The organism is Flavobacterium sp. F52 (genome assembly GCF_000278705.1).
Lineage (GTDB): Bacteria > Bacteroidota > Bacteroidia > Flavobacteriales > Flavobacteriaceae > Flavobacterium > Flavobacterium anhuiense.
In genome coordinates this window covers 94,039-119,035 of sequence record NZ_AKZQ01000007.1, presented here as the reverse complement: position 1 = coordinate 119,035, position 24,997 = coordinate 94,039, and the positions used below count along the sequence as shown (strand labels likewise).

The window sequence follows — 24,997 nt, the reverse complement described above, 5'->3', positions numbered from 1 at the left end:
ATTAAAAAGCACTAAAAAAAGTAGTAGATTTAAAATAAATATTTACGCTTTCAAAGCCATTGAACCGATTTTCATGACCATTTCTTCGAAATCATTTCGCGAAACTGCAGCCTTATTTCGAGCTCTAGTGCGATAGTTGTAAATTGTGCTTAAAGAATAACGTAAAAATGCCGCTATTTTAACACTGTCCGTAATTCCGAGTCTGATTAAAGCAAAAATTCGAAGTTCGGTATTCAGCAATTCATTTTGTTTAAGAACAATCTGTTCTTCTGGAATTAATAAAGCATTAAAGTCTTTGACAAATGTTGGATATAAGTTTAAAAAGATAATATCGAAGTTCTTGTACAATTCTTCCAGCTCATTATCAACCAAAGTAGTTGATTTTAAAATTTTATAAATTTCATCAAATTGTTTTGCAGTAGCTTTCTTGTTTAGAATAATGCGGTAATTTTCGAGCTTATTGATGTAGGTTGAGCAAAGATTGAAGAAATGCGCAATATATTCTTCTTTAACCAAATTAGACTCAGACAATTGCAAGTTACTTTCCTGAAGCTGGCTGTTGGTTTCGGTAATATCTTTGTTTAATTCAGCTAATTTCTGGCTGGTTTCGAAAAGTTCGGTTTTAATTCTCGAAACCTTTTTCATCTGTATATACACATAAATAACTGCAACGATCAAAAATAAAGAAAGCAGACTAATGCAAAGCAGATAAATTTGCAATTCGCTTTTTCGCTGTGCTTCTCGTTCTAAATATACCGTATTGATAATCGAATATACTTCTGACATCAGCAAAGTTCTAAACTGAACATTGCAATAAAGTGCATCTTCAATAGCCGATTGGGTCAGTTTATACGCCATATCTACATCGCCAATTTCGTAAAAAACCAAAGCGAGTTCCTGCAATGAAGCATTGTCTTTATTGGCATTTTTAATATCAGAAGTCGCAGAAAGCGCGTAATATTTTTTTCTAGATTCTAGGTCATGTGTAGCTTCTCCTATTTTTCCTAGCAGATAGGTAATCATCGCATATTGCGGGTTTTCCTCTTTTGTTTTATTCAATAAAACCAATAACTGCTTTTTGGGATCACGGTATTTTTTATGAATAAAAATATCTTGCTGAATTCTATTTATTTGATATTCTAAGGTATTCGGGTTGAGAACACTTAACAATGAATCTCGATATTTGCCAATCTGTTTTCTATATTCGGGGCTATAACTATTAGCCGCATAATGCTCGAAAAATTCGCGATATGAAATGTAATAATTAGGAACCAATGAAAGAGCCAAGTTCTTTTTGTTGATACTTTTCAGAATGGCTTCAGATTCACGGTATTTTCCAGAAGAAGAATAAAGCGTTACCAATTGTAGCTGAGCTAAATCGTAGAGCTCTTTATCCTGAAGTTCTTCTGCGATTTTGAGATTCTTTTTTACGTACTGAATAGCCGAATCAGAATTTAGTTTCTGATATTCTAAATACAGTGTTTTATTATAATTGTATTCCTGCTCTCTAGTAAGATTATCTGATTTAATTTTCTTGAAATTCAGAATTCGCTCTTCTTTAATCTTAACGTAATGCTGTTTATTTTTGATTGCTTCGTTTAATTCTTTTAAAATAGCATCTGTGCTCTCTGATGCAAAAAGAGGAAAGCTGATAAGAACTATAAAAAGGGACAGAAATAGATTTTTCAAACTAACAAAAAAATTAATAAGATGTACAAATATAATAAAGTGCAAATTCAATAATATTACAAGTATCCTTTTTTATAATTTTGTTACAGCAAACCTTATCTAAAACTTAAAAATTATGCCACACTTTATAATTGACTGCTCAGAAAATGTATTACGCAGAAGAGCTGCAGATGAGATAATGCAAGAGGTTTTTGATGCTGCTTTATCGACGAATCTCTTTATCGCTTCTGAAATCAAAGTACGCATTAATTCCTTTACTTATTATAACAACGGAAATACCTTAGATGATTTTATTCATGTCTTCAGCTACATTATGGAAGGAAGAAACGACGAGCAAAAGGGTAATTTATCAAAAATCATTGTCACACAATTGAATGCGCTCCTTCCTGAAGTTCCCGTAATTTCAATTAATGTAATGGAATTCGAAAAGTCTAATTATTTCAATAAAACAATGATATAAATCTTTTTAGATATAAATAAACTTATGTCATTAAATGTTGTTTCATAAAAAAAACTTTGACAAAGTCTAAAACTTTGACAAAGTTGCTTCAATTCTTATATCACTTATATGGTAAAAAAATTAGATCGCAATTGGCGCCGCTAAACAGCTTTCAGGAATATCAAAAGCATTTACCAAAGCCACAGCATCTGGACGAATATCCCAACAAAGCTGATTCACCATTTTACGAACTGCTTTCGTTTTAACCGCTTCCATATAACCGTCTTCTAGATACCAAGCTTTATTTTTTTCTATTGTTGAAAGCGCGTACAACTGATTCAGTTTTGTCAAAATTGCTTTTGATGGTTCATCCTCAACCGCTTTTATTGCAATCTGAAATTGTTCTAAAACTATTCTTTCTAGATACGCCTGCGCTACATCAATCATTTGATGCTGCACCACATTAAAGGCGTCATAAGGTTCTAATCCGCCATCAATTAATTTCTTGATACGTCTCGCTGCTGAAGCCAAAATTGTTTTTTCTCTGTGCACAAATGCCTGAAGATGAAACTCTCCATCCAATAAATGTTCGTCTTCTGTTCTTCGAGTTGCAATTGGGTTTTTCTCTGCAATAGCTGTTTTTGCATTTTCGTAGACATAATTAATAATTCCCAACGAACCCATTTCTCCAAACGATTTTCTGAATTCTGCCAAACGATTTTTAGCTACCAATTGCATTAAAACTGTATTATCGCCTTCAAAAGTGGTATAGATTTCAGTGTCATTTTTAAGTGCATCGATTCTATTTTCAGACAAATAGCCTTTTCCTCCGCAGGCTTCTCTGCATTCCTGCAAAATATCTCTAGTGCTCCAAGTAGAAAAAGATTTCATTCCCGCCGCCAAAGCTTCGATTTCTTGCATTTCGGCTTCGGTTCTATTTAAAAATCGATTCGTTAAATATTGCAGCGCAAAATGAACTGCATACGTTTTCGCTAAATGCGGCAATAATCTACGCTGATGCATTCTATAATTTAAAATTGGAACCTCAGATCCACCTTCTGGCCCGAATTGTCTTCTTTGATCGCTGTAGCGAATGGCAATTGTCAATCCAGATTTTGCTGCTGCTAAAGCCGAACGCGGAATCCCAATTCTCCCTCCTACCAAAGTGCCTAACATTGTAAAAAATCTACGGTTATCACTCGGAATCGGGCTTTCGAATTCTCCTTTATCATTCACAGAAGCAAAACGATCTAGCATATTTTCTTTCGGAATCACTACATTATCAAAACTAATGGTTCCGTTGTCAACGCCATTCAATCCCATTTTATGGCCGCAATCGCCAATTGTCACGCCATTTACGACATTTCCATTAGGATCTCGTAATGGAACCACAAATGCATTTACGCCATAATCATGATCATCAATAATAAGTTTAGCAAAAACTGTTGCCATTTGTCCGTGAACGGCTGCGTTGCCAATATATTCTTTTTGGGCGTTTTTGTTTGGCGTATGAATAGTAAAAGTCTGATCGCTATGGTTATAAGTTGCCGTAGTTTCCAGACCTTTTACATTAGATCCGTGATGCGTTTCGGTCATAGCAAAACAGCCAGGAAGTTTCAGCGAACCAATATCTTTTAAATATTTAGCATAATGTTTTTCGGTTCCTAAAGATTGAACGCTCATTCCCCAAAGCCCGAATTGAACACCAAATTTAATTACTAGACTCAAATCATGATAACTCAGCGTTTCCATAATCGCAAAATAATCGGCTATGTTTTCTCCTCCTCCATATTGTTTTGGATATGCCATATTTCCGAGATTTTCATCGGCTAGAATCTTGCACCATTTATAGACAGTCTGTCTGAAAACATTAATATCGGTAGAAGTTTCGTAAGCAAATTCAGGTCTTGAAATAACCGATTTTACTCTTTCGATTATTGCTGCTTCTTTTCCATCCAAAATTTGAGTGATTTTCTGAATATCAAAACTGGCATTAGTTTGAGAATTGGCTGTAAAAGAACCTGCTTTCGTCTTGAAATTTTGCAATGCTTCTTCTCCCAAAATTCCTAAATCATTTTCTAATTTTTTAAAATCAGATTCTATAGGAGTTAAATCTAGATTACTTCCTGAAAGTGCTTTTGCAATATCAAAAATAGACTTGATCGAAGAGGTATCCTGAATACTTTTTTCAATATCCAATTTCCATTGTGTGAGTTCATTCCGTGAAGGCGGATTTGAAATATCGGCTTTAGAAAGCAAATATTCTTTTTCGTCTGGAGACAAAACATTTAAGGAATTTATAAACTCTTTTAAGGTTGCAAATTCTTTCTGTGTCAGTAAATCATCTGACCACACTAAATAAAATAATGGAGTAAAGGCTTGAAGTTTGGTATTTTGCATATCAATAGTATTCAGTTTAGAAATAGTTTTTTTAGCCACGAATTCACGAATTATTAAAAAATTAGGCTGAAAAAATTTGTGAATTCGTGGCTATCTTTTTTACGCTTTATCGCATAAAAAAACAGGAATGAAATATACTCATTCCTGTTTAAACATCCTGTTAAGATTCTGACAATTTTCGATTTTAAACCAATAAAAAATATGAAAACTAAGAATTAAGAACCCTTGGATATTGTGGTCATTTTTTGCTTTATGGCAAAAATATGATGCGAATTAAAAACTAACACTGCGGTAAAAATGATACCGTATGCTGTAATCTGCAAAGGCGTAATATTTTCTTTGAAAAAAAAGGCCGCCAAACCAAATGCAATCATCGGATTAATGTTTAATAACATTCCAACTGTCGAAGAGTTGATTCCTGAGAGTGCATACAAATTGAGAAATAACGGAATTATAGTAAATACAATTGCAATGGTTTCAATGCAGATATAAAACTTAAATTCCGTTGGAACCGGTCCACCAAAAACCGGATAAAACGGTAATAATACTAATGCAGCCAAAGTAATATGGAAAGTCAGTACAATAAACTTATCAAAACCTTTATTAGCGCGCTGACTTACTAAATAAGATGCATACGTTAGTCCTATAATGATGCTGAAAACCATATCCATTATAGCGGCATATGACAATAGAACACATCCTGAAATACTTAATCCCACAGAAATCCACTGCGTTTTGGACAGTTTTTCGTGCAATATAAAATAAGCGAGTATGGTCGTCAGAATAGGACAAACTAAATATGCCAGAGAAGTTGCTTTTACGCTGACATGATTCATTACATAAATATACGTAAACCAATTTCCCATCAAAAAGGCACTTCCGCCAATATTAAGCAGAATTGATTTTCTTTTTTCTGATTTTGGCAACGCTTTAAAGATTTCGATGGTCTCTTTTATCTGTTTTCTTTTGAATAAGAAAGCAATTAAGAGCATCAAAATACTACAGCTGAAGACGCGGAAAAATAAAATATCTAATGATGGATATTCATGAATTGGTCTTAAAACCAAACTGAAAAGTCCCCATGTCGTAAAGGCAGAAATAGCCGCGATATAATATTTTGTTGTTTTCACTAAAGTTGCTTTTGAAATGTTTTCTTTTTGATGAAGCAAATTTCTGAAAAATTAAACAGCAATACAGATACAGTTTTTGTAAATTGCAGCATAACAGTTTTTATTTTCATAATGAAAAATTCCAATTACTTATATCTTCAATTTGCTGACCTCATCGAAAAACAGATCAAATCTGGGCTTTTAAATGTAGGCGACAAACTGCCTTCTATACGAGAGGTTTGTGCTGAAACGGGCTATAGTATGAGCACTGTCAGCAAAGCATATTATGAAGTGGAGAGCCGCTCTTTGATAGAATCAAGACCGCAATCAGGCTATTATGTAAGTAACATTTCGGCCAGAACAATTCCAGAACCATCGGCAAGTAAACCTCTTTTAACTCTTGAAAATATTGAACGCGAAGATTTAGTGGATTTGGTTTATGGCGATATGCGTAAAAAAGATATTACGATGCTTTCGCTTGGTTTTCCGTCCAATGAATTGCTTCCGATTGCGAAACTGAATAAAGGAATGGTTCAAGCTATGCGCCAACTACCCAATAGCGGAACGAGTTATGAGGAAATTGAAGGAAACAATAATCTAAGAAAAGAAATTGCACGCTGGTCTTTTACTTGGGGCGGTTCTCTTACTGAAGATGATATTATAACGACTCCAGGATGTATTTCGGCAATTTCAGATTGTTTGTTGACACTGACTAAACCAGGAGATACGATTATTACAGAAAGTCCGGTTTACTTTGGTATTCTTCAGCTTGCGCGATCTTTAGGCTTGTATGTAATGGAACTTCCGACCAATATGACAACTGGAATTGAGCTTGAAGCGGTTAAAAAAACACTTGCTTCCAACAAAGTAAAAGCTTGTGTTTTAATGAGCAATTTCAGTAATCCTTCCGGAAGTATGATGCCAAATGAACATAAAAAAGAAATTGTCCGCTTAATGGACTTCTACAATGTTCCTCTAATTGAAGACGATATTCATGGTGATTTGTACTTTGGCGCAAGCCGTCCTACGAATTGCAAAACCTATGACGAAAGCGGTATTGTCTTGTGTTGCAGTTCGGTTTCTAAAAGTCTAGCACCAGGCTATCGTGTGGGCTGGGTTTCTCCGGGGAAGTTTAAAAAAGAAGTTCTGAGAACCAAATTGTACCATACGATCTCCAATTCAACTATTACACACGAAGTGGTTGGCGATTTTCTAAAAAATGGCCGCTACGAAAATCATCTTAGAAAAATTCGTCAGATTCTGAATCGAAACTGTACTAACTACATTAATACTGTTTTAGAGTCTTTTCCAGCAGGAACAAAAGTAAGTCAACCACAAGGCGGATTCTTCTTATGGCTCGAACTGGATAAAAAAATCGACACAGCCACTTTTTATAATTTAGCGCTGAAACATAATATTAGTATTGCTCCAGGAAGGATCTTTTCATTTCAAGATCAGTTTTCAAATTGTATGCGATTGAGTTTTGGATTGCCATGGTCTAATGAGTTGAGAACTGCTATTCAGACGTTGGGAAGATTAGCGAAGCAGCTTTAGACTCCAAAAACAAACACAATATTGTCATTTCGACGAAGAAGACTCGAGCGATAGCGAACAGGCGAAGCAAATCTCCGTGAGAAGCTCGGCAAAGATTGGAAAATTGTTACGGAGTTACTTGTGGAGATTTCTCCTTCGTCGAAATGACAAACTATAAGTTTACCTATTCTTTGTAGAATTTTTTGTGCGATTTCTCCTTTCAGTCGAAATGACAAAAACTATGTGCTTAAATAATAAAAAAACTGGACAGCGCAACTACACACTGTCCAGCCAACAATTAAAAAAAGACCAAAATTAAACAGTTATAAGACAAAATAAGCGTCTTTTTCGACTTTCTTAGGTTCGTCATTTAAATCAAATTCTTTCAGGATATCAAATTCGCTTTGATATTCGTTCAGCATTTGTTTGATATTTTTTTCAATCGTATTTGCAATTGCAGTAACTGGCGTATCTGTTGGTCTGTTTTCGAACGGATCTTGCAAATGAATCGCCATTCTTTCGATCAAAAAGAAAGCAGCACCGATTGCAGTAATGAGCGGAATTGCAAACCAGCTCAATACACTTGTTAGTCCGAAAGGCAATACAAAAATGAATAAACATAAAGTCAATCTAATATACATGCTATAAGTGGTGGGAAAAATGGTGTTTTTAATTCGTTCACATTTTCCCATTTCATCACATAATCTTGACAATGTATTATCGATTTCAACCTGCTGATACATATTGATCCTCTTTTCGTTTTTCGCATTTCTCAAATCTCTTGCATGTAGCATTAAAATAGCATTTGGAATATTTTGATGATTCTTGATGTATTTGATTTCTTCTTCACTCATTAATCCTTCAAGCGGTTTTATGGCATCTCTATTTCGAAGCGACTGCCCTAAACTGTAACACCAAGCAATTTGCCTTTTGGCAAAGTTTTCTTTGAATTCGCTAGCTTCAACAGAAAAGTCAGGATCTTCGTAAAACGTCAAAACCTGACGAATTAAGGTTCTGGAATCGTTTACTACGGCTCCCCAAACAATTCTCGCTTCCCACCATCTATCATAAGCCTGATTTGACTTAAAGGCCAATAATAAGGAGATAATCGTTCCAATCATAGTCGGAATGGCAATCGGGATATCTACAGGAAGATTGATAAAATAGTGATGGAAAATTTCAAACAATATCGTATAAGCCAATACTAATGCAATTTCTACTTTAATTTTCCCGAGAACGTACTTCATTGGTATTCTTTTCTTTAATAACATATTTTCGGATTTAAATTAATATTTTTAAGGGGCTAAGGTTCTGAGATTCTAAGGCTAAAAATTAAAAAACTTAGTACCTTAGAACCTCAGAATCTGAGGACTTTAGTCTCAAACCATCTCTTCGTACAATGAAAGAACTGGGAGCCCTAGTTTTTCGTTGACATTTTCTTTTTTCGCTTTTTTAAATTTGATTTTTTCGCCTTTTCGGGTTTCTACCAGCATATCGATGTTGTGTTTTGAAATGGCTTCTGATAAAAATGGGGCTACATTTTCGTAGTTATCTTCAAAACTGGCGGTCTGGCTTACAATTTCGAAAGAGAAATTAGCGCTCAAAAATTCCTGCACATCTTTTACGTGGATATTTTTGCTAGAATTTTCTACATACAATGCTTTATGGAAAACCTCTTTATTAACTTCTGTACTGAGATGCAGAATCGGACATTTTTGATTTCCTGCCAATTGCACGAGATATTGATGAATTCTTTTGGTTTCCTGTTTATAAGAATGCGTGAGAATGACCAATTTTACTGAAAAAGCTTCTATCAGACGTTTGAAAATTGGCGCTGAAAGTCCGTATTGGTTATGAACTTTTAGCTTAACATTTGAAGTATGTTCAATAATATAACGGCAAGTTTCCAGAACTTCTTCCTGGCTCCTAGTAAGTCCTGACTTCATTTCTCTTAAAAAACCCGATGACGAAAATGTATCAGGAGCTTCTGAAACTAATACTAAAATAATTTCCGACTCAGTGTTCTTAGACTGATTTACCGCAGATTTAACAGCCGAAATGGTGTCATCTTTTAAAGTTGTAGGTATAAGAAAATTTTTCATAAGTATATTCTTTTAGTTTATACTTACAAAATAACTCTCAGTAGATTAGACCTTTATTAATCTAAAATTAGAATTTTCTAAAATTAAACATTAGATTTTTTAATGTTGCCTTTTTTGAAGATGATTGTAACGATTGTTCCTTTGTTTTGCTCAGATTGCACTTGAAGTTCGCCATCGTGCATTCTAATAATTTTAGACGCCAAAGGAAGTCCTAAACCATAGCCAATATATTTGGCTGCAATTTTACCTCTAAAGAAAGGCTCGTATAAATGCGGAATATCTTCTGGCGGAATTCCGATCCCGATATCATTGATCGTGATTTTGATCATTTCTTTATTGGCCGTAAGGTTCACAAACACTTCATTGTTATCAGAATATTTTACTCCATTGGTAATAATATTGTTGATTGCCAATTCTAAAAGCGGTTTATTGCACGGCAAAAGCAGTAAATTAGAATCTTCTGGAGCAAAATTAAGTTTAATGCTTACGCGGTTGTCAGGATAAATCTTGTCGAGATCAGATTTTACATCCAATAATAGTTCGTCCATGCGAGCAATGTCCGATACTTGTTTCTGTCCGTCATAACCCGTTTGAGTAAGCTTAAGGAGACTTTCTGTTAGATTTCCTAATCTAGAAGCCTGGCTATAAATATTTTCTAATGAGCCAATATATTCGCTAACTTCTCTTTCTTTGAGAAGCATAATTTCTGCTTCAGCAATGATAGTTGTGATTGGGGTTTTTAACTCATGAGAAGCATTATTGATAAAATTAGCCTGAATCTCAAATGAAGTTTCCAATCGATCCAGCATATTATTAAAAGTATTGGTCAAATCTGATATTTCATCAGAGTTTTTAACTTCAGGAAGACGATTGTGCAGATTAGAAGCACTAATTCTTTTTACTTCTTTGGTAATTCGTGCTACTGGATTGATAACTCGTTTTGCTAAAAATCGTCCTAAAAGAAAAGCTAGAATCACAAATCCGATTCCGCCAAAAAGCATAATTTTAACTATATAAACCGTTGTATCTTTTCCTTTACGGTCTCTCGCGCCAACAATTACAATATATTTTTGATTGTTTTCTTGAAAAATCTGTCCGAGATAATACTTGTTATCTATTTCGTAAGAATCTTTTCCTGTACTTAAAACATTGGTATAAAAAGTATTAGGAAGATTTAGATTTGTATTATAATCAAAACTATTGTGGCTGTTTACTTTTAATACGTATTCCTCTTCTTCAATCAATTCTTCAAGACCATTTTTTTGAAGATTTTTATAATATTTAATTTTCTCAGGATCTTTCTGAAAATGAATTGAAGCTACAATTTTTGCTCTATCATCTAAACGCTTTAAAAAGTGATATCGATTATTTTCCCTAAATAAGAAAAACACGATGATACACAATAGCGAGGTGCTAAAGGTAGAAAGAGCAACGTAATTGAAAGTGATTTTTTTCCTAATGTCCATATTATGGTTTTATTACATATCCCAAACCTTTCATGGTGTGAATCAGTTTCGTTGAAAAAGGTTTATCTATCTTTCTTCTTAAATACGTAATATATACATCAACCACGTTGGTATTCATATCAAAATTAATATCCCAAACATTATCCAGAATTTGGTCACGCGAAACAATACGCCCCGTATTTTTAGCCAAATAATACAAAAGCTTAAATTCTTTAGCAGTCAATACAATATTCTCTCCATCTCTTTTAACCGTTTTTGCACGCCCATTTATTTCTAAATCACTAATTGTGATGGTATCTATTTTTTCTGTTTCCTGCTGAGATCTTCTGTATAAAGCATTTACCCTAGCATCTAGTTCTCCAAATTTAAAAGGCTTAACCAAATAATCATCTGCGCCAGAATTAAGTCCGGTTACAATGTTTTCTGAAGTTCCTAAAGCGGTTAAGAGTAAAATAGGCACGAAGTTTTTTGCGGCACGAAGTCTTCTGCAGATTTCAATCCCGTTGATATCAGGAAGCATTACGTCTAAAATTACCACATCGAAAGTATAATTATGAATCATTTCTATGGCCGTTTTACCATCCATAGCCACGCTTACTTCATTATTATTTTCTGCAAAACCTTTTCGTAATATCGATAATAGATTTGGCTCATCTTCGACTATCAGTAATTTCATATTAAGAAGTTTGTATATACAACAAAAATAAGAATACAATTTAAAATAATTTTAAACAACTTTACAAATTATGATTTAATTATGAAGAATAAAAAAAGCAGGCCTTATTGCCTGTTTTTTGATATTTTTTAGCGTTAAAGTTTCTTATTCTTAATTTCTGAAACTAAAAAGTTTCTCCAGCATTCAAATAAAATCCTTTAGAATTGTTACCCCACGAGTAATCAAAAATAAGATTAGTTTTGGACGCTTTGTCAATTAAAAGCCTTAAACCAATTCCAGCTGCCGGCTGAATCGACTTGAATAGTTTAAGATCGTTATCAGAATTACTTGTTGTTACAAAATTGGTAAAAACAGTACCGCTCAGCAATTGATTGCAAGTTATCGGAAATCGGAACTCAGTAGATAAATAAACCAATCCATTTCCTCTAAATAATCCTTGCGTATACCCTTCTCCACTTCTACTACGCTGATCCCAACCAATGGCAGGTAGATTCAAGTACGGCACTTTCCCTTTGGTTACAAATTGTCCGTAGGTCCAAAATGCCAAAATATAATTTGGATTTTTATGAGAAACAGGAACAAAATGACGATACTCAGCAAACAACACATTACTGTATTCCTGATTGTTGAAAAGCACAGGATTAAATCTGTAGTTAATATTGGCAAACCAACCTTTTGATGCATTTACCTGATTATCACGCGAATCGTGAACCAGATTTAAACTTACTCCGTTTAAGAAATATTCAAAATTATTAAATCCGTATTTTTGGCTATAATTATAATGATACGTATACTTCTCGTTTGCAAGATCCAACTCTTTGTCATCTATACTCGAATACCAGTCAATATTAATACCTCCTCCGATGTAATAGTTTTCTTTGACTTCAAAAGAAACTGTCTGATGAAATTTGAAATAGTTATAATCCATATCCTGAGCCAATGAATCTATACTAAAACCGGGAGGACGGTCCCGTCTGGGCGGAATAATATCGGTTCCTAATCCGTAATTGGGTTGTGAAAACAGATACAAGCGATAATCGCCACTTAAAAAGATTTTATTGTTCTTAAGCAATATATTGTTTTTTACATTTACCAGCCACTGATTTTTTAAGGTATACGTGATTCCAATATTAGCAATTGAATATTTGTCTTTTTCTTCTTTTCCTTTAAAAGTATATTGTGCGACCGCACCAAAAAAGAACCCAGTTGCGGGCTGCGAGCCAATTGCAGGAATTACTAAAAAGAAATTGTTTTTTGTGGGCTTAACAACCAGTGCATCGTCATCTTTCTTAAAAAGATCGAATACCGTTTTAGGAGGGCAAATTTTCGGATTTTGAATCTCAGGATTTTGAATTTCTTCTTGAGAAAATAAATTAAAAGAAATAAGAAATAATAATCCTAAGATTTTAGACTTGTACTGAACGGCATTATTTTGAAAAAAAAGCACCATTTACAAAGTTTTGTTTTAGAAATAAGATTACTATCTCATTGTAAATATAAGCCTTATTTTCAACATGTTAAACACTAAAACCAAATAATTTTCAAAATATTTTAACAAAAAAAGCCGTCAAAAAATATTGACAGCTTTTTCATATCGCTATTTAATATTATTTAGTTATAAACTTTGGATGGATTAGATTTTCTAAAGAATAAATTTCATCCCATTTTTCTTGTGTAATCAATTTTCTTTCGAGAACAGCAATTTGATGAACACTTTTACCTGTTTTTAAAGCTTCTCCAGCAATACTAGCACTTTCTTCGTAACCTAAAATCGGATTCAATTGCGTTACAATTCCGATACTGTTCATCACCATATTGTAGCAGTGATCCACATTTGCTGTGATTCCGTTAATACATTTGTCAATTAAAGTCTGAATCGCATTTGAGAGATAATCCAACGAAGTAAACATCGCAAAAGCAATTACAGGTTCCATTACATTCAATTGCAATTGCCCTGCTTCTGCAGCCATTGTAACCGTTAAATCTTGACCAATCACATAAAAACAAGTCTGGTTAACCACTTCTGGAATTACCGGATTTACTTTTCCTGGCATAATAGAAGATCCTGGCTGACGTGCTGGAAGATTAATTTCATTCAAACCTGTTCTTGGACCTGAACTCAACAATCGTAAATCGTTGCAGATTTTAGAAATTTTTACAGCAGAACGTTTAAGAGTTCCCATAATCTGAACATAAGCTCCCGTATCAACCGTTGCTTCAATTAAATCGGGTGAAAGTGTCAGCGGAATTCCAACCTCATCTGCTAAATATTTCACGCAGATTTCAGGATAACCTTCAGGAGCATTTACTTTTGTTCCAATGGCAGTTGCGCCCATATTGATTTCTAACAATAAATCCTGAGCATTTTTCAAACGCTGAATATCTTCACCAATTGTAGTCGCATAGGCTTTAAATTCTTGTCCTAAAGCATCGGAACCGCATCTTGCAATTGCGTTCTTCCCATTTTTAAGACATCTTTAAATTCTTCTCCTTTTTTAGCAAAAGCTACTTCTAAACCTGCAAAAGTTTTAATAAAACTTTCCATTTTCAAATACAAAGCAATTCTAAAAGCCGATGGATAAGCATCATTTGTAGACTGAGAACAGTTTACATGATTATTTGGATGTAGAAAATTATACTCTCCTTTTTTATGGCCAAGATATTCTAAACCGATATTGGCAATTACTTCATTGGCATTCATATTTACAGAAGTTCCTGCTCCACCCTGAATTAAATCGCTCACGAATTCCTGATCAAATTTACCTGCAATTACCTGATCGCTTCCGTAACAGATGGCTTCGGCAATTTTAGGATCAAGCGCTCCGCAATCTTTATTTGCCATTGCTGCAGCTTTTTTTACATATCCTAAAGCCTTAATAAATAAAGGCTCTTTTGAAATTGGAATTCCAGTAATATTGAAATTCTCTACCGCTCTAAAAGTCTGGATTCCGTAGTATAAATGATTCGGAATTTCTAATTCTCCCAGAAAATCATGTTCTTTTCTTGTTGATTCCATATAATAAAATTGATATGTTTTGACTTAAAAAATAAGTGTAAAGCTACAGTATTTTATGCATAAAAATATGAATAGAATCAAAATCATTTCTGATTTGTTCAGATTATTTTATGGTAAATTATTACCTTTTCGGTCTCAAATAATTATTAAAAAGAGTTGAAAAAAGAAAGCGAATATTTTCTTGATAAAGAATACAATGCGATTGTTTACGCCAAAGAAGATCTAAATTTTAAAGACTTCGAATGCTGCGTTTTTAACAATTGTAATTTCTCTGCCTGCACTTTTCTGGCAGTTACTTTTATCGATTGCGTTTTTAATGATTGTATTTTCAGCGAAGCCAAAATTAATTACGTTGCTTTGAGAACGGTTACTTTCAATCGATGTGAAATTAAAGAAATGAATTTTGCCATGTGCGACAAACTCATTTTTGAAGTTCGTTTTAACGATTGTATTCTTGACTTTTCGAAGTTTTATACTTTAAAATTAAAAGGAACTCCGTTTATCAATTGCAGTTTAATAGCTGTGGATTTTATGGCGGCAGATTTAACGAATGTAATTTTTGAAAATTGTGATTTATACCGTTCAGAATTTAGCAAAGCCATCGCCAATAAAGCCGATTTTAAAACTAGTTATAATTATACTATTGATCCGTCTAAAACTAAACTGAAGAAAGCTATTTTTTCTTTGAGTGAAGTAAAAGGGTTATTGTTTACGCATGATGTGATTGTGAGTTAATCAAACAAAAAACGTATAGTTTGTCATCCTGAGGAACGAAGGATCACACTCGGAATTCGACAAAGATTGGCGATATACTTTACGGAAATATTAGTGTGATCCTTCGTTCCTTAGGATGACAAAAAAGCTGTTTTAGATTTTCTTCCACATCACATAATCCTCCATCAAATACCCATTTCCAATTTCTATATCAACCGTTTCTTTTATTTCAAAACCTAGTTTTTTATAGAAATTCAAAGCGGTATTAAAACGGTTTACGTTTAATAAAAGTTGATTGGAATTATTTTCTGAAGCCATTTTTGCAATTTCTTCAAATACTATTTTACCAAAACCTTTTCCTTGTGTTTCTGGCAAAAGATAGATTTTATGAATTTTGGTTATCGCTTCGTTTTTATAATGGTGTTCAATTCCGATAAAACCAATTATAGAATCAGTATCGGAAATCATATAAAACAACTGCTCTTTATTCTGAATTTGTTTTGATAAAGCTTCGTCAGAATAAATGAGATCTAGCATATAATCTAATTGTTCCTTCGTTAGAATTTCGCCATACGTAATTGGCCAAGTTATATGTGCGATTTCTTGAATTTTAGCAATATCATCAATAGATGCTTCGGTAATTTTAATCATATTATTTTGTAAAAACTTGATTTTCTTGTTCGCTTACGCGGATGAAAGTCGTTCTTTTTGTTAATTCTTTTAATCTAGAAGCTCCCACATATGTGCAAGTGCTTCTTATTCCGCCTAAAATATCTAAAACTGTATAAATTACTTCCCCTTTAAACGGAACTTGAACTGTTTTTCCTTCACTTGCTCTGTATTCTGCAACACCTCCAGCGTGTTTGTCCATTGCAGTTTTCGAACTCATTCCGTAAAATTGTTTGAATTTTTCGCCTTTTACTTCGATCAATTCGCCTCCGCTTTCCGTATGTCCTGCTAACATTCCGCCAAGCATAACAAAATCGGCTCCGGCTCCAAAAGCTTTTGCAACATCACCTGGAGTTGTACATCCTCCATCGCTTATAATGTGTCCGCCTAAGCCGTGAGCGGCATCAGCACATTCTATAATTGCAGATAATTGCGGATAACCAACACCTGTTTTTACGCGAGTTGTACAGACTGAACCTGGTCCAATTCCGACTTTTACAATATCAGCGCCGGCTAATAAAAGTTCTTCGGTCATTTCTCCTGTAACGACGTTTCCTGCAATAATGATTTTATCAGGATACTGTTTTCTGGTTTTCTTTAAAAATTGAACAAAATGTTCCGAATAACCATTTGCAACATCAATACAGATAAATTTCAGTAAAGGATTTGCAGAGATTATTTTTTCAATCTTTTCAAAATCTTCTTTTCCAGTCCCCGTACTTACCGCAATATAATCGTAGAAATCTGGAGTTGCATTTTTTAAGAAATTATTCCATTCCTCTAAAGTGTAATGTTTATGAATGGCCGTAAATAGCTTTTCTTTTGCCAAAACCTTTGCCATTTCAAAAGTTCCCACGGTATCCATATTGGCTGCCATAATAGGAATTCCTGTCCAACTAGCAGTGCTATGCAAAAATTTGAAATTCTGTTCTAAGGAAACTTCAGATCTGCTTTTTAGCGTTGATCTTTTAGGTCTAAACATTACATCTTTAAATCCTAATTTCAGGTCCATTTCTATTCTCATATTTCGAGATTTTGGTTACTCTCAAATGTAAGAATTTCTGATTTTAGATTTCAGATATTAGATTAACAAAAAGTTGAACTTTTGAACAATTGTCCATTAGTTTGCTTTCGCGAAAGCGCTAATTAAAGTTCTTTTAATTTGATATACTTTGCGCGGGCTTCGACTTCGCTCAGCCTGGCAAAGATATAAACTGAAAACTGTGACTGAGACTGGACACTAAAAAAAGCTATCCGTGAATCGTTTCGTTTTTCCCGTAATTGGTAATGATAGATTCTTCAAAAGCTAACCATTCTCTCCAACGTTTTTCAACGTCAATTCCAACTCCATATTTACGAGCATAAGTAATGAAAGTTGTGTAATGTCCTGCTTCGCTTTCCATTAATTCTCTATAGAAAACAGCCAATTCTTCATCTTGAATATTTTCTGAAAGCACTTTAAAACGTTCACAGCTTCTGGCTTCGATCATAGCAGAGAAAAGAAGTCTTTCTACAAGACCAGAAACGCGGCTTCCGTCTCCGCTTCTTTTCATATATTGATATAGTTCGTTTACATATTCGTCTTTACGCTCACGACCTAATTTTAGTCCTCTTTTGATAATTATATTATGAACTTGTTCAAAATGATCTACTTCTTCTTTTACTAAAGCCAATAAATCTTGAACCAAATCCTGATGCTCTGGATTGTTTGTAATAATTGTAATCGCGTTTGTTGCTGCTTTTTGTTCGCACCACGCGTGATCTGTTAAGATTTCTTCGATGTTTTTCTCAACAATATTTACCCATCTTGGGTCGGTTGGCAATTGTAATCTTAATACGCCCATTTCTTTAATTTGTTTCAGGTTTATTTTGTTTGCTTCGCCAATTCGGCTAAAGCCTCGTGTCAGGTTTCAAGTTTTTATTCTAAACGAAAAAAGTTTAAAGTTTCATAATGCGTTTATTATCGCATTACAAAACTTTAAACTTGAAACCTTAAACTCTAAACTAATTAATAAGCAAAAATTGGTCTTTCGCTCATCATATCGTTTACTTGTTCTGCAACTTCTTCGATAACTGCTTCATCTGTATGGTTAGATAAAACTTTATCAATAAGTTCAACAATAGTTTCCATATCTTTTTCAACTAAACCACGAGTTGTGATTGCAGCTGTTCCAACACGAATTCCAGAAGTGATAAATGGAGATTTATCGTCAAAAGGAACCATGTTTTTGTTTACTGTAATTTCAGCCTTTACTAATGCATTCTCAGCTTCTTTACCAGAAATATTTTTATTTCTTAAGTCAATAAGCATCATGTGATTATCAGTTCCGCCAGAGATAATGTTGTAACCTCTTTTTACGAAAGCATCAGCCATTGCGTTTGCATTTTTTTGTAATTGCATTGCGTAAGTAAAGAACTCATCTTTAAGAGCTTCACCAAAAGCAACTGCTTTAGCTGCAATAATGTGCATTAAAGGTCCACCTTGATTTCCTGGGAAAACAGCTAAGTCTAATAATGAAGACATCATTCTGATTTCTCCTTTTGGAGTTGTTAATCCTTGTGGATTTGGGAAATCTTTACCCATTAAGATTAGACCTCCGCGTGGTCCTCTTAATGTTTTATGAGTTGTTGTAGAAACAATATGGCAATGTGGAATTGGATCGCTTAATAGTCCTTTTGCAATAAGACCAGCTGGGTGAGAAATATCAGCAAATAAGATCGCTCCTACGCTGTCAGCAATTTGTCTGAAACGAGCAAAATCCATATCACGAGAATAAGCAGAAGCTCCAGCGATGATTAATTTTGGCTGTTCTTTAGTTGCAATTTCTTGAATTTTATCATAATCTAAACGACCAGTTTCAGCATCTACACCGTAGAATACTGGACGATATAAACGGCCTGAGAAATTTACTGGAGAACCGTGAGTTAAGTGACCTCCGTGAGATAAATCGAAACCTAAAATAGTATCACCAGGATTTAAACAAGCGTGGTATACAGCTGTATTTGCTTGAGAACCAGAGTGAGGCTGTACGTTTGCATATTCAGCGCCAAACAATTCTTTAGCTCTGTCAATTGCAATCTGCTCAATAACGTCAACTACTTCGCAACCGCCGTAGTATCTTTTGCCAGGATAACCCTCAGCATATTTATTAGTTAAAACAGACCCTGCTGCTGCCATTACTTCATCACTTACAAAATTCTCAGAAGCGATAAGCTCTAGTCCGTGAATTTGTCTTTCTTTTTCCTCTTGGATAAGATCAAAAATTTGTTCGTCGCGTTGCATTTTTTTGTTTTTCGTTAATTTCACGCAAAAATACAAAAAAACGTTTGTCAAACAGCTAGATTATGATATATTTGACATGTAATTTTTCAACAAACAATTAACATTAAACATGCCAATAACCGCCAACGATACCAGTAGAAAATCATGGTTAGAAGTGCCTCAAAATAGCGACTTCCCTATTCAGAATATTCCTTTTGGTGTATTTCTTACCAAAGAAAATGTCGTTACAGTAGGAACGAGAATTGGCGATTATGCCATAGATTTAGGGGCTTTACAGCAATTAAACTATTTTGAAGGAATAGAATTGACCGATGATATGTTTATGCAGGATACGCTGAATGATTTTATTTCTGACGGAAAAAAAACATGGCGTCTGGTTCGAAATCGTATCGCAGATATTTTCGACGAAAACAATCCGCAACTAAGAGATTCAACAAAACACCGAGATATTGTTATATTTAAAATTGAAGATGTAGAAATGCAGCTTCCTGTTTTAATTGGTGATTATACTGACTTTTATTCAAGCAGAGAACATGCTACAAACGTAGGTAAGATGTTCCGTGATCCTGATAATGCATTATTGCCAAACTGGCTCCATATTCCGGTTGGATATCACGGAAGAAGTTCTACAATTGTGCCATCTGGAATTCCAGTTCATAGACCAATGGGGCAAACCTTGCCTGCCGGTCATGACACGCCTGTTTTTGGTGCTTCACGCTTAGTAGACTTTGAATTAGAAACTGCTTTTATCACAACAGATGTGAATGTAATGGGCGAAAATATTTCAACTTATGAAGCTGAAGACTATATTTTCGGAATGGTTTTATTAAATGACTGGAGCGCTCGCGATATCCAGAAATGGGAATATGTGCCACTTGGACCATTTTTAGCTAAAAACTTTGCCACATCCATCTCACCTTGGATTGTTACTATGGATGCTTTAGAGCCTTTTAGAACAAAAGGTCCAAAACAAGATCCGTCACCGCTTCCTTACTTACAGACAAAAGGTAAAAAAGCTTTTGACATTCATTTGGAAGTTTCTTTACAACCAGAAGATCAAGAAGAAACTGTTATTTCAAGATCTAACTTCAAATATATGTACTGGTCTATGGCTCAGCAATTGACACACCATACCTCAAACGGATGCCGTGTAAATTCTGGCGATATGATGGGTTCTGGAACTATTTCTGGCCCAACTCCGGACAGTTTTGGTTCTATGCTGGAATTAACTTGGGGTGGAAAAAATCCTCTGAAACTAAAAGACGGAAGCGAACGCAAATTTATTGAAGATAATGACACTGTTATTATTCGCGGTTTCTGCGAAAATAACGAAGTAAGAATTGGTTTTGGTGAAGTTTCTAGCCAATTGTTGCCTCCTTTTACAAGACAATGAAGAGCAGAACAGTCTGAAGAAATATAGAAATAGAAAAACCTTGGCGATAACCAAGGTTTTTTTATGCTTTTTAATCTCTTAAAATCGTAGAAATTTTAAACCATATAAGTAATTTAAGTTCATTTAATTCAGACTTAATTTCCTTTTATCACCTATATGGCTTTATATATTAAGCAGGAATCTGCTGACTTAAGCAATGCAAAGTTCCGAATCCCCAGATAAAATCAATACAACTGATTCCGATTACTTCTCTATCAGGAAAACATTCTGCTAATATGTTTAAGGCTACACGATCATTGCTGTCATTGAAGGTCGGAACTAAAACACAATTATTCAAAATCAAGAAATTAGCATAACTTGCTGGCAAACGTAAATCTTCAAAATCAACACGTTTTGGCATTGGAAGCGCTACAATAACTGGAGATTTCCCATTTTCTAATTTTGCATTCTGAAGACGTTTCAAATTATCCTGCAAAGGCTTGTAATTTGAATCGTTTTTATCTGTTTCTACAATTGTTACAATCGTATCTTCATTTACAAATCGACATAAATCATCGATGTGACCGTGAGTATCATCGCCTTCAATTCCATCTCCAAGCCAAATTACATTAGTCACACCAAGATATTCTTTAAAAACGGCTTCGTAATCTTCTTTGGTAAAACCTGGATTTCTAACCTGAATTGTTGGATGCATTAAACATTCTTCAGAAGTCAGTAAAGTCCCTTTTCCATTTACATCAATTGCTCCGCCTTCAACAATTACTGGCTTTCCTTTATATATGACCTGTGTTAGCGGAACATCAATAAAATCAGCCACTTTACCTGGAACAAACTTATCTAATTGATAATTTTTATATTTTGCCCAACCATTAAAATTGAAGTTTAATGCTTCTCTTTTTGAACCATTCTTTACAATAATTGGCCCCGAGTCGCGCATCCAGCTTCTGTTGGTTTTATGAATAATATAAGAAACGTTTTTGATATTTACGCGGGCTCTTTCAAGCATATCTGCAACTCTTTCTTTTAGTTTTTCATCGGCAACCACCAAAAAAACAGTTTCAAAAGTGGCTACTTTTTTTATAAATTCTACAAAAGCCCATTGAACTGCTTCGTATTTTCCCGGCCAGTCATTGCCATTGTGCGGAAAACACAATACAATTCCTTGCTGTTTTTCCCACTCTGCAGGAAATCTTCTATTATTTGTTGACATAAATAGGTTCTAATTAAGAAAGTGCAAAGATAAGCATTCGTTAGGATTTTAAAACAAATGAGTAAAAATCATACTCCATTTCACAATAAATATCCTTCAAAAATTAAGTTAAAGATTAAATAATACATCCTTAATATTTAACAGAGACCTCAGAATTACTTTTGCCAAAACTAAAAACTAACACATGAAAAATTTATCAATCTCATTATTAACGGCACTTTTCATATTAGCAAGCTGTAACAATGATGAAAATTCGAACAGCGAACCAGAAGTTGTTGTTAACGAAAATCCTGGAACTTTTAAAGAAATTGGTTCTATCACAATTGGCGGAGAAGCTGCAGCTGAAATTTCTGCTTACTGCGAAAAAACAAAAAGACTTTTTACAGTAAACAACAGTGGGGTAAACCAGATTGACGTTATTGACATTACAGACCCTACAAAACCAATGAAAATTGGAAAAATTGATTTAGTTGCTTATGAAGGTGCTGCGAACAGCGTTTCTGTTTTTGACGGAAAGCTTGCTGTTGCTTTAGAATCTACTGTAAACAAGCAAGGAAACGGAAAAGTAGTTATTTTTAATACTTCTGATTACAGCTTAATCAAACAAGTTACTGTTGGAGCATTGCCTGATATGATTACTTTTTCTCCAGACGGAAAATTTATCATGACTGCTAATGAAGGTGAGCCAAATACTGATTATACACAAGATCCTAACGGAACGGTTTCTATTATTGAAACAAGCACTTATAATGTTACAACACTTGATTTTAGCTCATTAGCTGGTCAAGCTGCGGCATTAGCAAAAGATGGATTTAGAATTTCAAAATTTGCTAAAACGAGTTTTGCTCAGGATATTGAGCCTGAATACATTACAATTTCTGACGATTCTAAAACTGCTTGGGTAACTTTACAGGAGAATAATGGTGTTGCAAAAGTTGATTTAACTTCTAAAACTATTACTGCGATTTACCCTTTAGGATTAAAAGACTACAATACTGCTGAAAACGCAATTGACGTAAGCGACAGTGACAGTAAAATTGCTTTTAATCCTTGGAAAGTAAAAGGTCTTTATATGCCAGATGCTATCAGTCATTTTACTGTAAACAATACCCCTTATTTTGTTACAGCTAATGAAGGAGACGCAAGAGAATACACCGCCTATACTGATGTGAAGCGTATGAAAAGCATGACACTTGATGCAACAGTTTTTCCAGATGCAGCAACCTTAAAATTAGATGCTAATTTAGGCAGATTAAATTTAGTTGCAGATATGGGAGATACTGATGGAGATGGCGATTTGGACCAAATGGTAAGTTTTGGCGGAAGATCATTTTCTATTTGGAATGGAAACACTGGAAAAATTGTTTATGACAGCAAGAATGATGTTGACAAAAAGACCAACGAAATAGGCACGTACGACGATAAAAGAAGTGATGACAAAGGTTCTGAGCCAGAAGCTGTAGTTGCGGCTAAAATGGGAAATCAAAACATTTTGTTTGTTGGTCTAGAAAGATCTGACGCTTTTATGGTTTACGATGCTACAAATCCAACTTCACCACAATATTTGCAAACTGTAAAAACAGGAGATGCGCCAGAAGGAATTCTTTTCATTCCAGCTTCAAAAAGCCCTACAAAAAGAAGCTTATTAGTGGTAAGTAGCGAAGGAGATGGATCTGTTAAAATTTATCAGCCTGATTTAAAATAATAACTTTTTTTTAGGATAGCAAATGGGACAAAATGTGAATTTTGTCCTTTTTTATGCATTCTATTATACTAATATTAACGGATTTACACAATTAAATGCCAAAAGATGGGAATTATGTAAGGGTATATACAACACAATCTAAAATTCGACTTCTAATTTTGCTTCAGAGTTTAAAATAAAAACAATTTAATTTTTGATATCATGAAAAAGAAATTAGTATCAGTATCCTTATTATTGCTATCATTTGCTGCGGGCGCTCAAAATATGGCTACCACTTCTACCAAACCTAGTGTAGATCAAGAATACAACAAATGGTCGATCGAACTAAATGGCGGGGTTAATAAACCAACTAGAACTATGACTCCAGGTTATACTACAGAATCATTAAACTTTTTCCACGGTGATTTAGGTGTTAGATATATGTTTAGTCCAAAATTTGGGGTGAAATTAGATGTTGGTTACGATCAATTTAAAGAGAAAAAAAACACTCCAGATTTTGAAAGCCGTTATGTTAGAGCAAGTTTACAAGGAGTTATCAATGTTGGACGTGCTTTAAATTTTGAGACTTGGACAAACACAATTGGTCTTTTAGCTCATGGTGGTTTCGGGGTTTCTCAAATTAGTACTGAAACTGGATTTGGAGGTCAAGATTACATGGCTCATGGAATTGCTGGTTTAACGGGACAAATCAGATTGAGTGATCGAGTTGCTTTGACAGGAGATCTTACTGGAATTGTTAACGGAAGACAAAACTGGAACTTTGACGGAATGGGAACTACTTCTACAGGTGCTTTTGATGGTGTTTTATTAAACGCTTCTGTTGGTTTAACATTCTACTTAGGTAAAAACCAAAAACATGCTGATTGGGTTGGCGAAGAAGACAGAATTAGCGAATTGGAAAAAAGAGTGGACTTAATCGAAACTGGTCTTTTGGACACAGACAAAGATGGAGTTGCTGATTTATACGATTTAGAACCAAATTCTATTGCAGGAGTTGCCGTTAACACTAAAGGACAATCTATTGATACTAATCAAAATGGTGTGCCAGATGAATTAGAAAGCTACTTAGATAAAACTTACGAAAAGAAAGGTGCAGGAACAGCTACAAACAATACGGTTGAAGAATTAATCAACGGAGGTTATGTAAATGTTTATTTCGATTTCAATTCGTCTAAACCAACAAATGCATCTTTATCTGGTGTTGATTTCTTAGTGAAATACTTGAAAAATAATCCTGGAAAATCTGCTGACATTATTGGTTATGCTGACGAAATTGGAAATTCAAACTACAATGTTGAGTTATCTAGAAAAAGAGCTGAAGCTGTGAAAAAAGTAGCAGTAAATGCTGGAATTGACGCTTCAAGATTGAATGTAATTGCTAATGGAGAAGATACTTCTGTTAACAAAAATTCTAAAGAAGCACGTCAAATCGTGAGAAGAGTTACTTTCCAGGTGAAGTAATCTATATATAAAGCTAAAAACGAGAAAAGGAGCTATTCAATTGAATGGCTCCTTTTTGTTTATAAAAAGAGAGTTTAAAAAACTAAATTTTGAAGCCTGATTATAAAGCTTCGGAGAAGTTAAATATTTATA

At 34.3% G+C, this 24,997-nt stretch carries 19 protein-coding genes and 1 pseudogene; 6 read left to right on the top strand and 14 right to left on the bottom strand.

The window, feature by feature from the left end; all coding sequences use genetic code 11:
• Positions 1-42: 42 nt before the first annotated feature.
• A complete protein-coding gene (locus FF52_RS04070; protein ID WP_035690740.1) occupies positions 43-1,689 on the bottom strand; it encodes a DUF6377 domain-containing protein in 1,647 nt (548 codons plus the stop codon).
• Positions 1,690-1,804: 115 nt separating this feature from the next.
• On the opposite strand from FF52_RS04070, the gene FF52_RS04065 reads away from it, so the two are divergent.
• Complete coding sequence (locus tag FF52_RS04065; RefSeq protein ID WP_008463166.1) at positions 1,805-2,149, top strand: 5-carboxymethyl-2-hydroxymuconate Delta-isomerase; 345 nt, start codon at positions 1,805-1,807, stop codon at positions 2,147-2,149.
• Positions 2,150-2,269: 120 nt separating this feature from the next.
• Here the strand turns inward: FF52_RS04065 and FF52_RS04060 are convergent, their stop codons facing one another.
• Positions 2,270-4,528: an acyl-CoA dehydrogenase gene (locus FF52_RS04060; RefSeq protein WP_035690755.1), complete on the bottom strand. Its 2,259-nt coding sequence runs from the start codon at positions 4,526-4,528 to the stop codon at positions 2,270-2,272.
• 215 nt (positions 4,529-4,743) lie between these two features.
• Positions 4,744-5,658 carry an EamA family transporter gene (locus FF52_RS04055; RefSeq protein WP_008463163.1) on the bottom strand — a complete coding sequence of 305 codons (915 nt, stop codon included), beginning with the start codon at positions 5,656-5,658 and terminating at the stop codon, positions 4,744-4,746.
• Between the two features lie 111 nt (positions 5,659-5,769).
• Here FF52_RS04055 and FF52_RS04050 point away from each other — a divergent pair, with 111 nt between their 5' ends.
• Positions 5,770-7,191, top strand: a complete 1,422-nt coding sequence (locus FF52_RS04050; RefSeq protein WP_035690752.1) for a PLP-dependent aminotransferase family protein — start codon at positions 5,770-5,772, stop codon at positions 7,189-7,191.
• A gap of 302 nt (positions 7,192-7,493) precedes the next feature.
• Here the strand turns inward: FF52_RS04050 and FF52_RS04045 are convergent, their stop codons facing one another.
• From FF52_RS04045 to aspA, 6 genes and pseudogenes are all read right to left on the bottom strand, one after another.
• The gene (locus FF52_RS04045; RefSeq protein ID WP_008463161.1) at positions 7,494-8,441 is read right to left on the bottom strand and encodes a bestrophin family protein; all 948 of its coding nucleotides are present in this window, start codon (positions 8,439-8,441) and stop codon (positions 7,494-7,496) included.
• A 108-nt stretch (positions 8,442-8,549) separates the two neighbouring features.
• Positions 8,550-9,272 carry a hypothetical protein gene (locus tag FF52_RS04040; RefSeq protein ID WP_008463159.1) on the bottom strand — a complete coding sequence of 241 codons (723 nt, stop codon included), beginning with the start codon at positions 9,270-9,272 and terminating at the stop codon, positions 8,550-8,552.
• Between the two features lie 83 nt (positions 9,273-9,355).
• A complete protein-coding gene (locus tag FF52_RS04035; protein WP_008463158.1) occupies positions 9,356-10,738 on the bottom strand; it encodes a HAMP domain-containing sensor histidine kinase in 1,383 nt (460 codons plus the stop codon).
• Between the two features lies 1 nt (position 10,739).
• Positions 10,740-11,414: a response regulator transcription factor gene (locus tag FF52_RS04030; RefSeq protein WP_008463157.1), complete on the bottom strand. Its 675-nt coding sequence runs from the start codon at positions 11,412-11,414 to the stop codon at positions 10,740-10,742.
• A 163-nt stretch (positions 11,415-11,577) separates the two neighbouring features.
• Positions 11,578-12,864 (bottom strand): BamA/TamA family outer membrane protein, encoded by a 1,287-nt coding sequence (locus tag FF52_RS04025; protein WP_008463156.1) that lies wholly within the window; start codon positions 12,862-12,864, stop codon positions 11,578-11,580.
• 157 nt (positions 12,865-13,021) lie between these two features.
• Positions 13,022-14,430, bottom strand: a pseudogene (gene aspA / locus FF52_RS04020) (aspartate ammonia-lyase).
• 156 nt (positions 14,431-14,586) lie between these two features.
• Here aspA and FF52_RS04015 point away from each other — a divergent pair.
• Positions 14,587-15,165: a pentapeptide repeat-containing protein gene (locus FF52_RS04015; RefSeq protein WP_008463155.1), complete on the top strand. Its 579-nt coding sequence runs from the start codon at positions 14,587-14,589 to the stop codon at positions 15,163-15,165.
• Between the two features lie 132 nt (positions 15,166-15,297).
• Here FF52_RS04015 and FF52_RS04010 read toward each other — a convergent pair whose 3' ends face one another.
• The 4 genes from FF52_RS04010 to glyA all read right to left on the bottom strand — a co-directional run bounded on the left by FF52_RS04010 (position 15,298) and on the right by glyA (position 19,096).
• Positions 15,298-15,795, bottom strand: coding sequence for a GNAT family N-acetyltransferase (locus tag FF52_RS04010; RefSeq protein ID WP_008463154.1), 498 nt, complete (start codon positions 15,793-15,795; stop codon positions 15,298-15,300).
• Between the two features lies 1 nt (position 15,796).
• Entirely contained in the window at positions 15,797-16,837 is a 1,041-nt protein-coding gene (locus tag FF52_RS04005) for a GMP reductase (RefSeq protein WP_008463153.1), read from the bottom strand.
• Positions 16,838-17,063: 226 nt separating this feature from the next.
• Positions 17,064-17,657 carry a tRNA-(ms[2]io[6]A)-hydroxylase gene (locus FF52_RS04000; RefSeq protein ID WP_008463152.1) on the bottom strand — a complete coding sequence of 198 codons (594 nt, stop codon included), beginning with the start codon at positions 17,655-17,657 and terminating at the stop codon, positions 17,064-17,066.
• A gap of 164 nt (positions 17,658-17,821) precedes the next feature.
• Positions 17,822-19,096: a serine hydroxymethyltransferase gene (gene glyA, locus FF52_RS03995; protein WP_008463151.1), complete on the bottom strand. Its 1,275-nt coding sequence runs from the start codon at positions 19,094-19,096 to the stop codon at positions 17,822-17,824.
• 109 nt (positions 19,097-19,205) lie between these two features.
• Between glyA and fahA the strand changes: the two genes are divergently transcribed.
• Positions 19,206-20,489, top strand: coding sequence for a fumarylacetoacetase (gene fahA / locus FF52_RS03990; protein WP_008463150.1), 1,284 nt, complete (start codon positions 19,206-19,208; stop codon positions 20,487-20,489).
• Positions 20,490-20,658: 169 nt separating this feature from the next.
• On the opposite strand, the gene FF52_RS03985 is transcribed toward fahA, so the two are convergent.
• Positions 20,659-21,699: an agmatine deiminase family protein gene (locus FF52_RS03985; protein WP_008463148.1), complete on the bottom strand. Its 1,041-nt coding sequence runs from the start codon at positions 21,697-21,699 to the stop codon at positions 20,659-20,661.
• 184 nt (positions 21,700-21,883) lie between these two features.
• On the opposite strand from FF52_RS03985, the gene FF52_RS03980 reads away from it, so the two are divergent.
• Positions 21,884-23,404 (top strand): choice-of-anchor I family protein, encoded by a 1,521-nt coding sequence (locus FF52_RS03980; RefSeq protein WP_008463146.1) that lies wholly within the window; start codon positions 21,884-21,886, stop codon positions 23,402-23,404.
• A 201-nt stretch (positions 23,405-23,605) separates the two neighbouring features.
• Positions 23,606-24,865 carry an OmpA family protein gene (locus FF52_RS03975; protein WP_008463144.1) on the top strand — a complete coding sequence of 420 codons (1,260 nt, stop codon included), beginning with the start codon at positions 23,606-23,608 and terminating at the stop codon, positions 24,863-24,865.
• Positions 24,866-24,997: the final 132 nt, after the last annotated feature.

What these genes read in the sequence shown, in the direction of transcription:
- FF52_RS04065 (WP_008463166.1), top strand. Translation starts at nt 1,805, where the DNA reads ATGCCACACTTTATAATTGACTGCTCAGAAAATGTATTACGCAGAAGA.
- FF52_RS04060 (WP_035690755.1), bottom strand. Translation starts at nt 4,528, where the DNA reads ATGCAAAATACCAAACTTCAAGCCTTTACTCCATTATTTTATTTAGTG.
- FF52_RS04050 (WP_035690752.1), top strand. Translation starts at nt 5,770, where the DNA reads ATGAAAAATTCCAATTACTTATATCTTCAATTTGCTGACCTCATCGAA.
- FF52_RS04045 (WP_008463161.1), bottom strand. Translation starts at nt 8,441, where the DNA reads ATGTTATTAAAGAAAAGAATACCAATGAAGTACGTTCTCGGGAAAATT.
- FF52_RS04040 (WP_008463159.1), bottom strand. Translation starts at nt 9,272, where the DNA reads ATGAAAAATTTTCTTATACCTACAACTTTAAAAGATGACACCATTTCG.
- FF52_RS04035 (WP_008463158.1), bottom strand. Translation starts at nt 10,738, where the DNA reads ATGGACATTAGGAAAAAAATCACTTTCAATTACGTTGCTCTTTCTACC.
- FF52_RS04030 (WP_008463157.1), bottom strand. Translation starts at nt 11,414, where the DNA reads ATGAAATTACTGATAGTCGAAGATGAGCCAAATCTATTATCGATATTA.
- FF52_RS04025 (WP_008463156.1), bottom strand. Translation starts at nt 12,864, where the DNA reads ATGGTGCTTTTTTTTCAAAATAATGCCGTTCAGTACAAGTCTAAAATC.
- FF52_RS04010 (WP_008463154.1), bottom strand. Translation starts at nt 15,795, where the DNA reads ATGATTAAAATTACCGAAGCATCTATTGATGATATTGCTAAAATTCAA.
- FF52_RS04005 (WP_008463153.1), bottom strand. Translation starts at nt 16,837, where the DNA reads ATGAGAATAGAAATGGACCTGAAATTAGGATTTAAAGATGTAATGTTT.
- FF52_RS04000 (WP_008463152.1), bottom strand. Translation starts at nt 17,657, where the DNA reads ATGGGCGTATTAAGATTACAATTGCCAACCGACCCAAGATGGGTAAAT.
- glyA (WP_008463151.1), bottom strand. Translation starts at nt 19,096, where the DNA reads ATGCAACGCGACGAACAAATTTTTGATCTTATCCAAGAGGAAAAAGAA.
- fahA (WP_008463150.1), top strand. Translation starts at nt 19,206, where the DNA reads ATGCCAATAACCGCCAACGATACCAGTAGAAAATCATGGTTAGAAGTG.
- FF52_RS03985 (WP_008463148.1), bottom strand. Translation starts at nt 21,699, where the DNA reads ATGTCAACAAATAATAGAAGATTTCCTGCAGAGTGGGAAAAACAGCAA.
- FF52_RS03980 (WP_008463146.1), top strand. Translation starts at nt 21,884, where the DNA reads ATGAAAAATTTATCAATCTCATTATTAACGGCACTTTTCATATTAGCA.
- FF52_RS03975 (WP_008463144.1), top strand. Translation starts at nt 23,606, where the DNA reads ATGAAAAAGAAATTAGTATCAGTATCCTTATTATTGCTATCATTTGCT.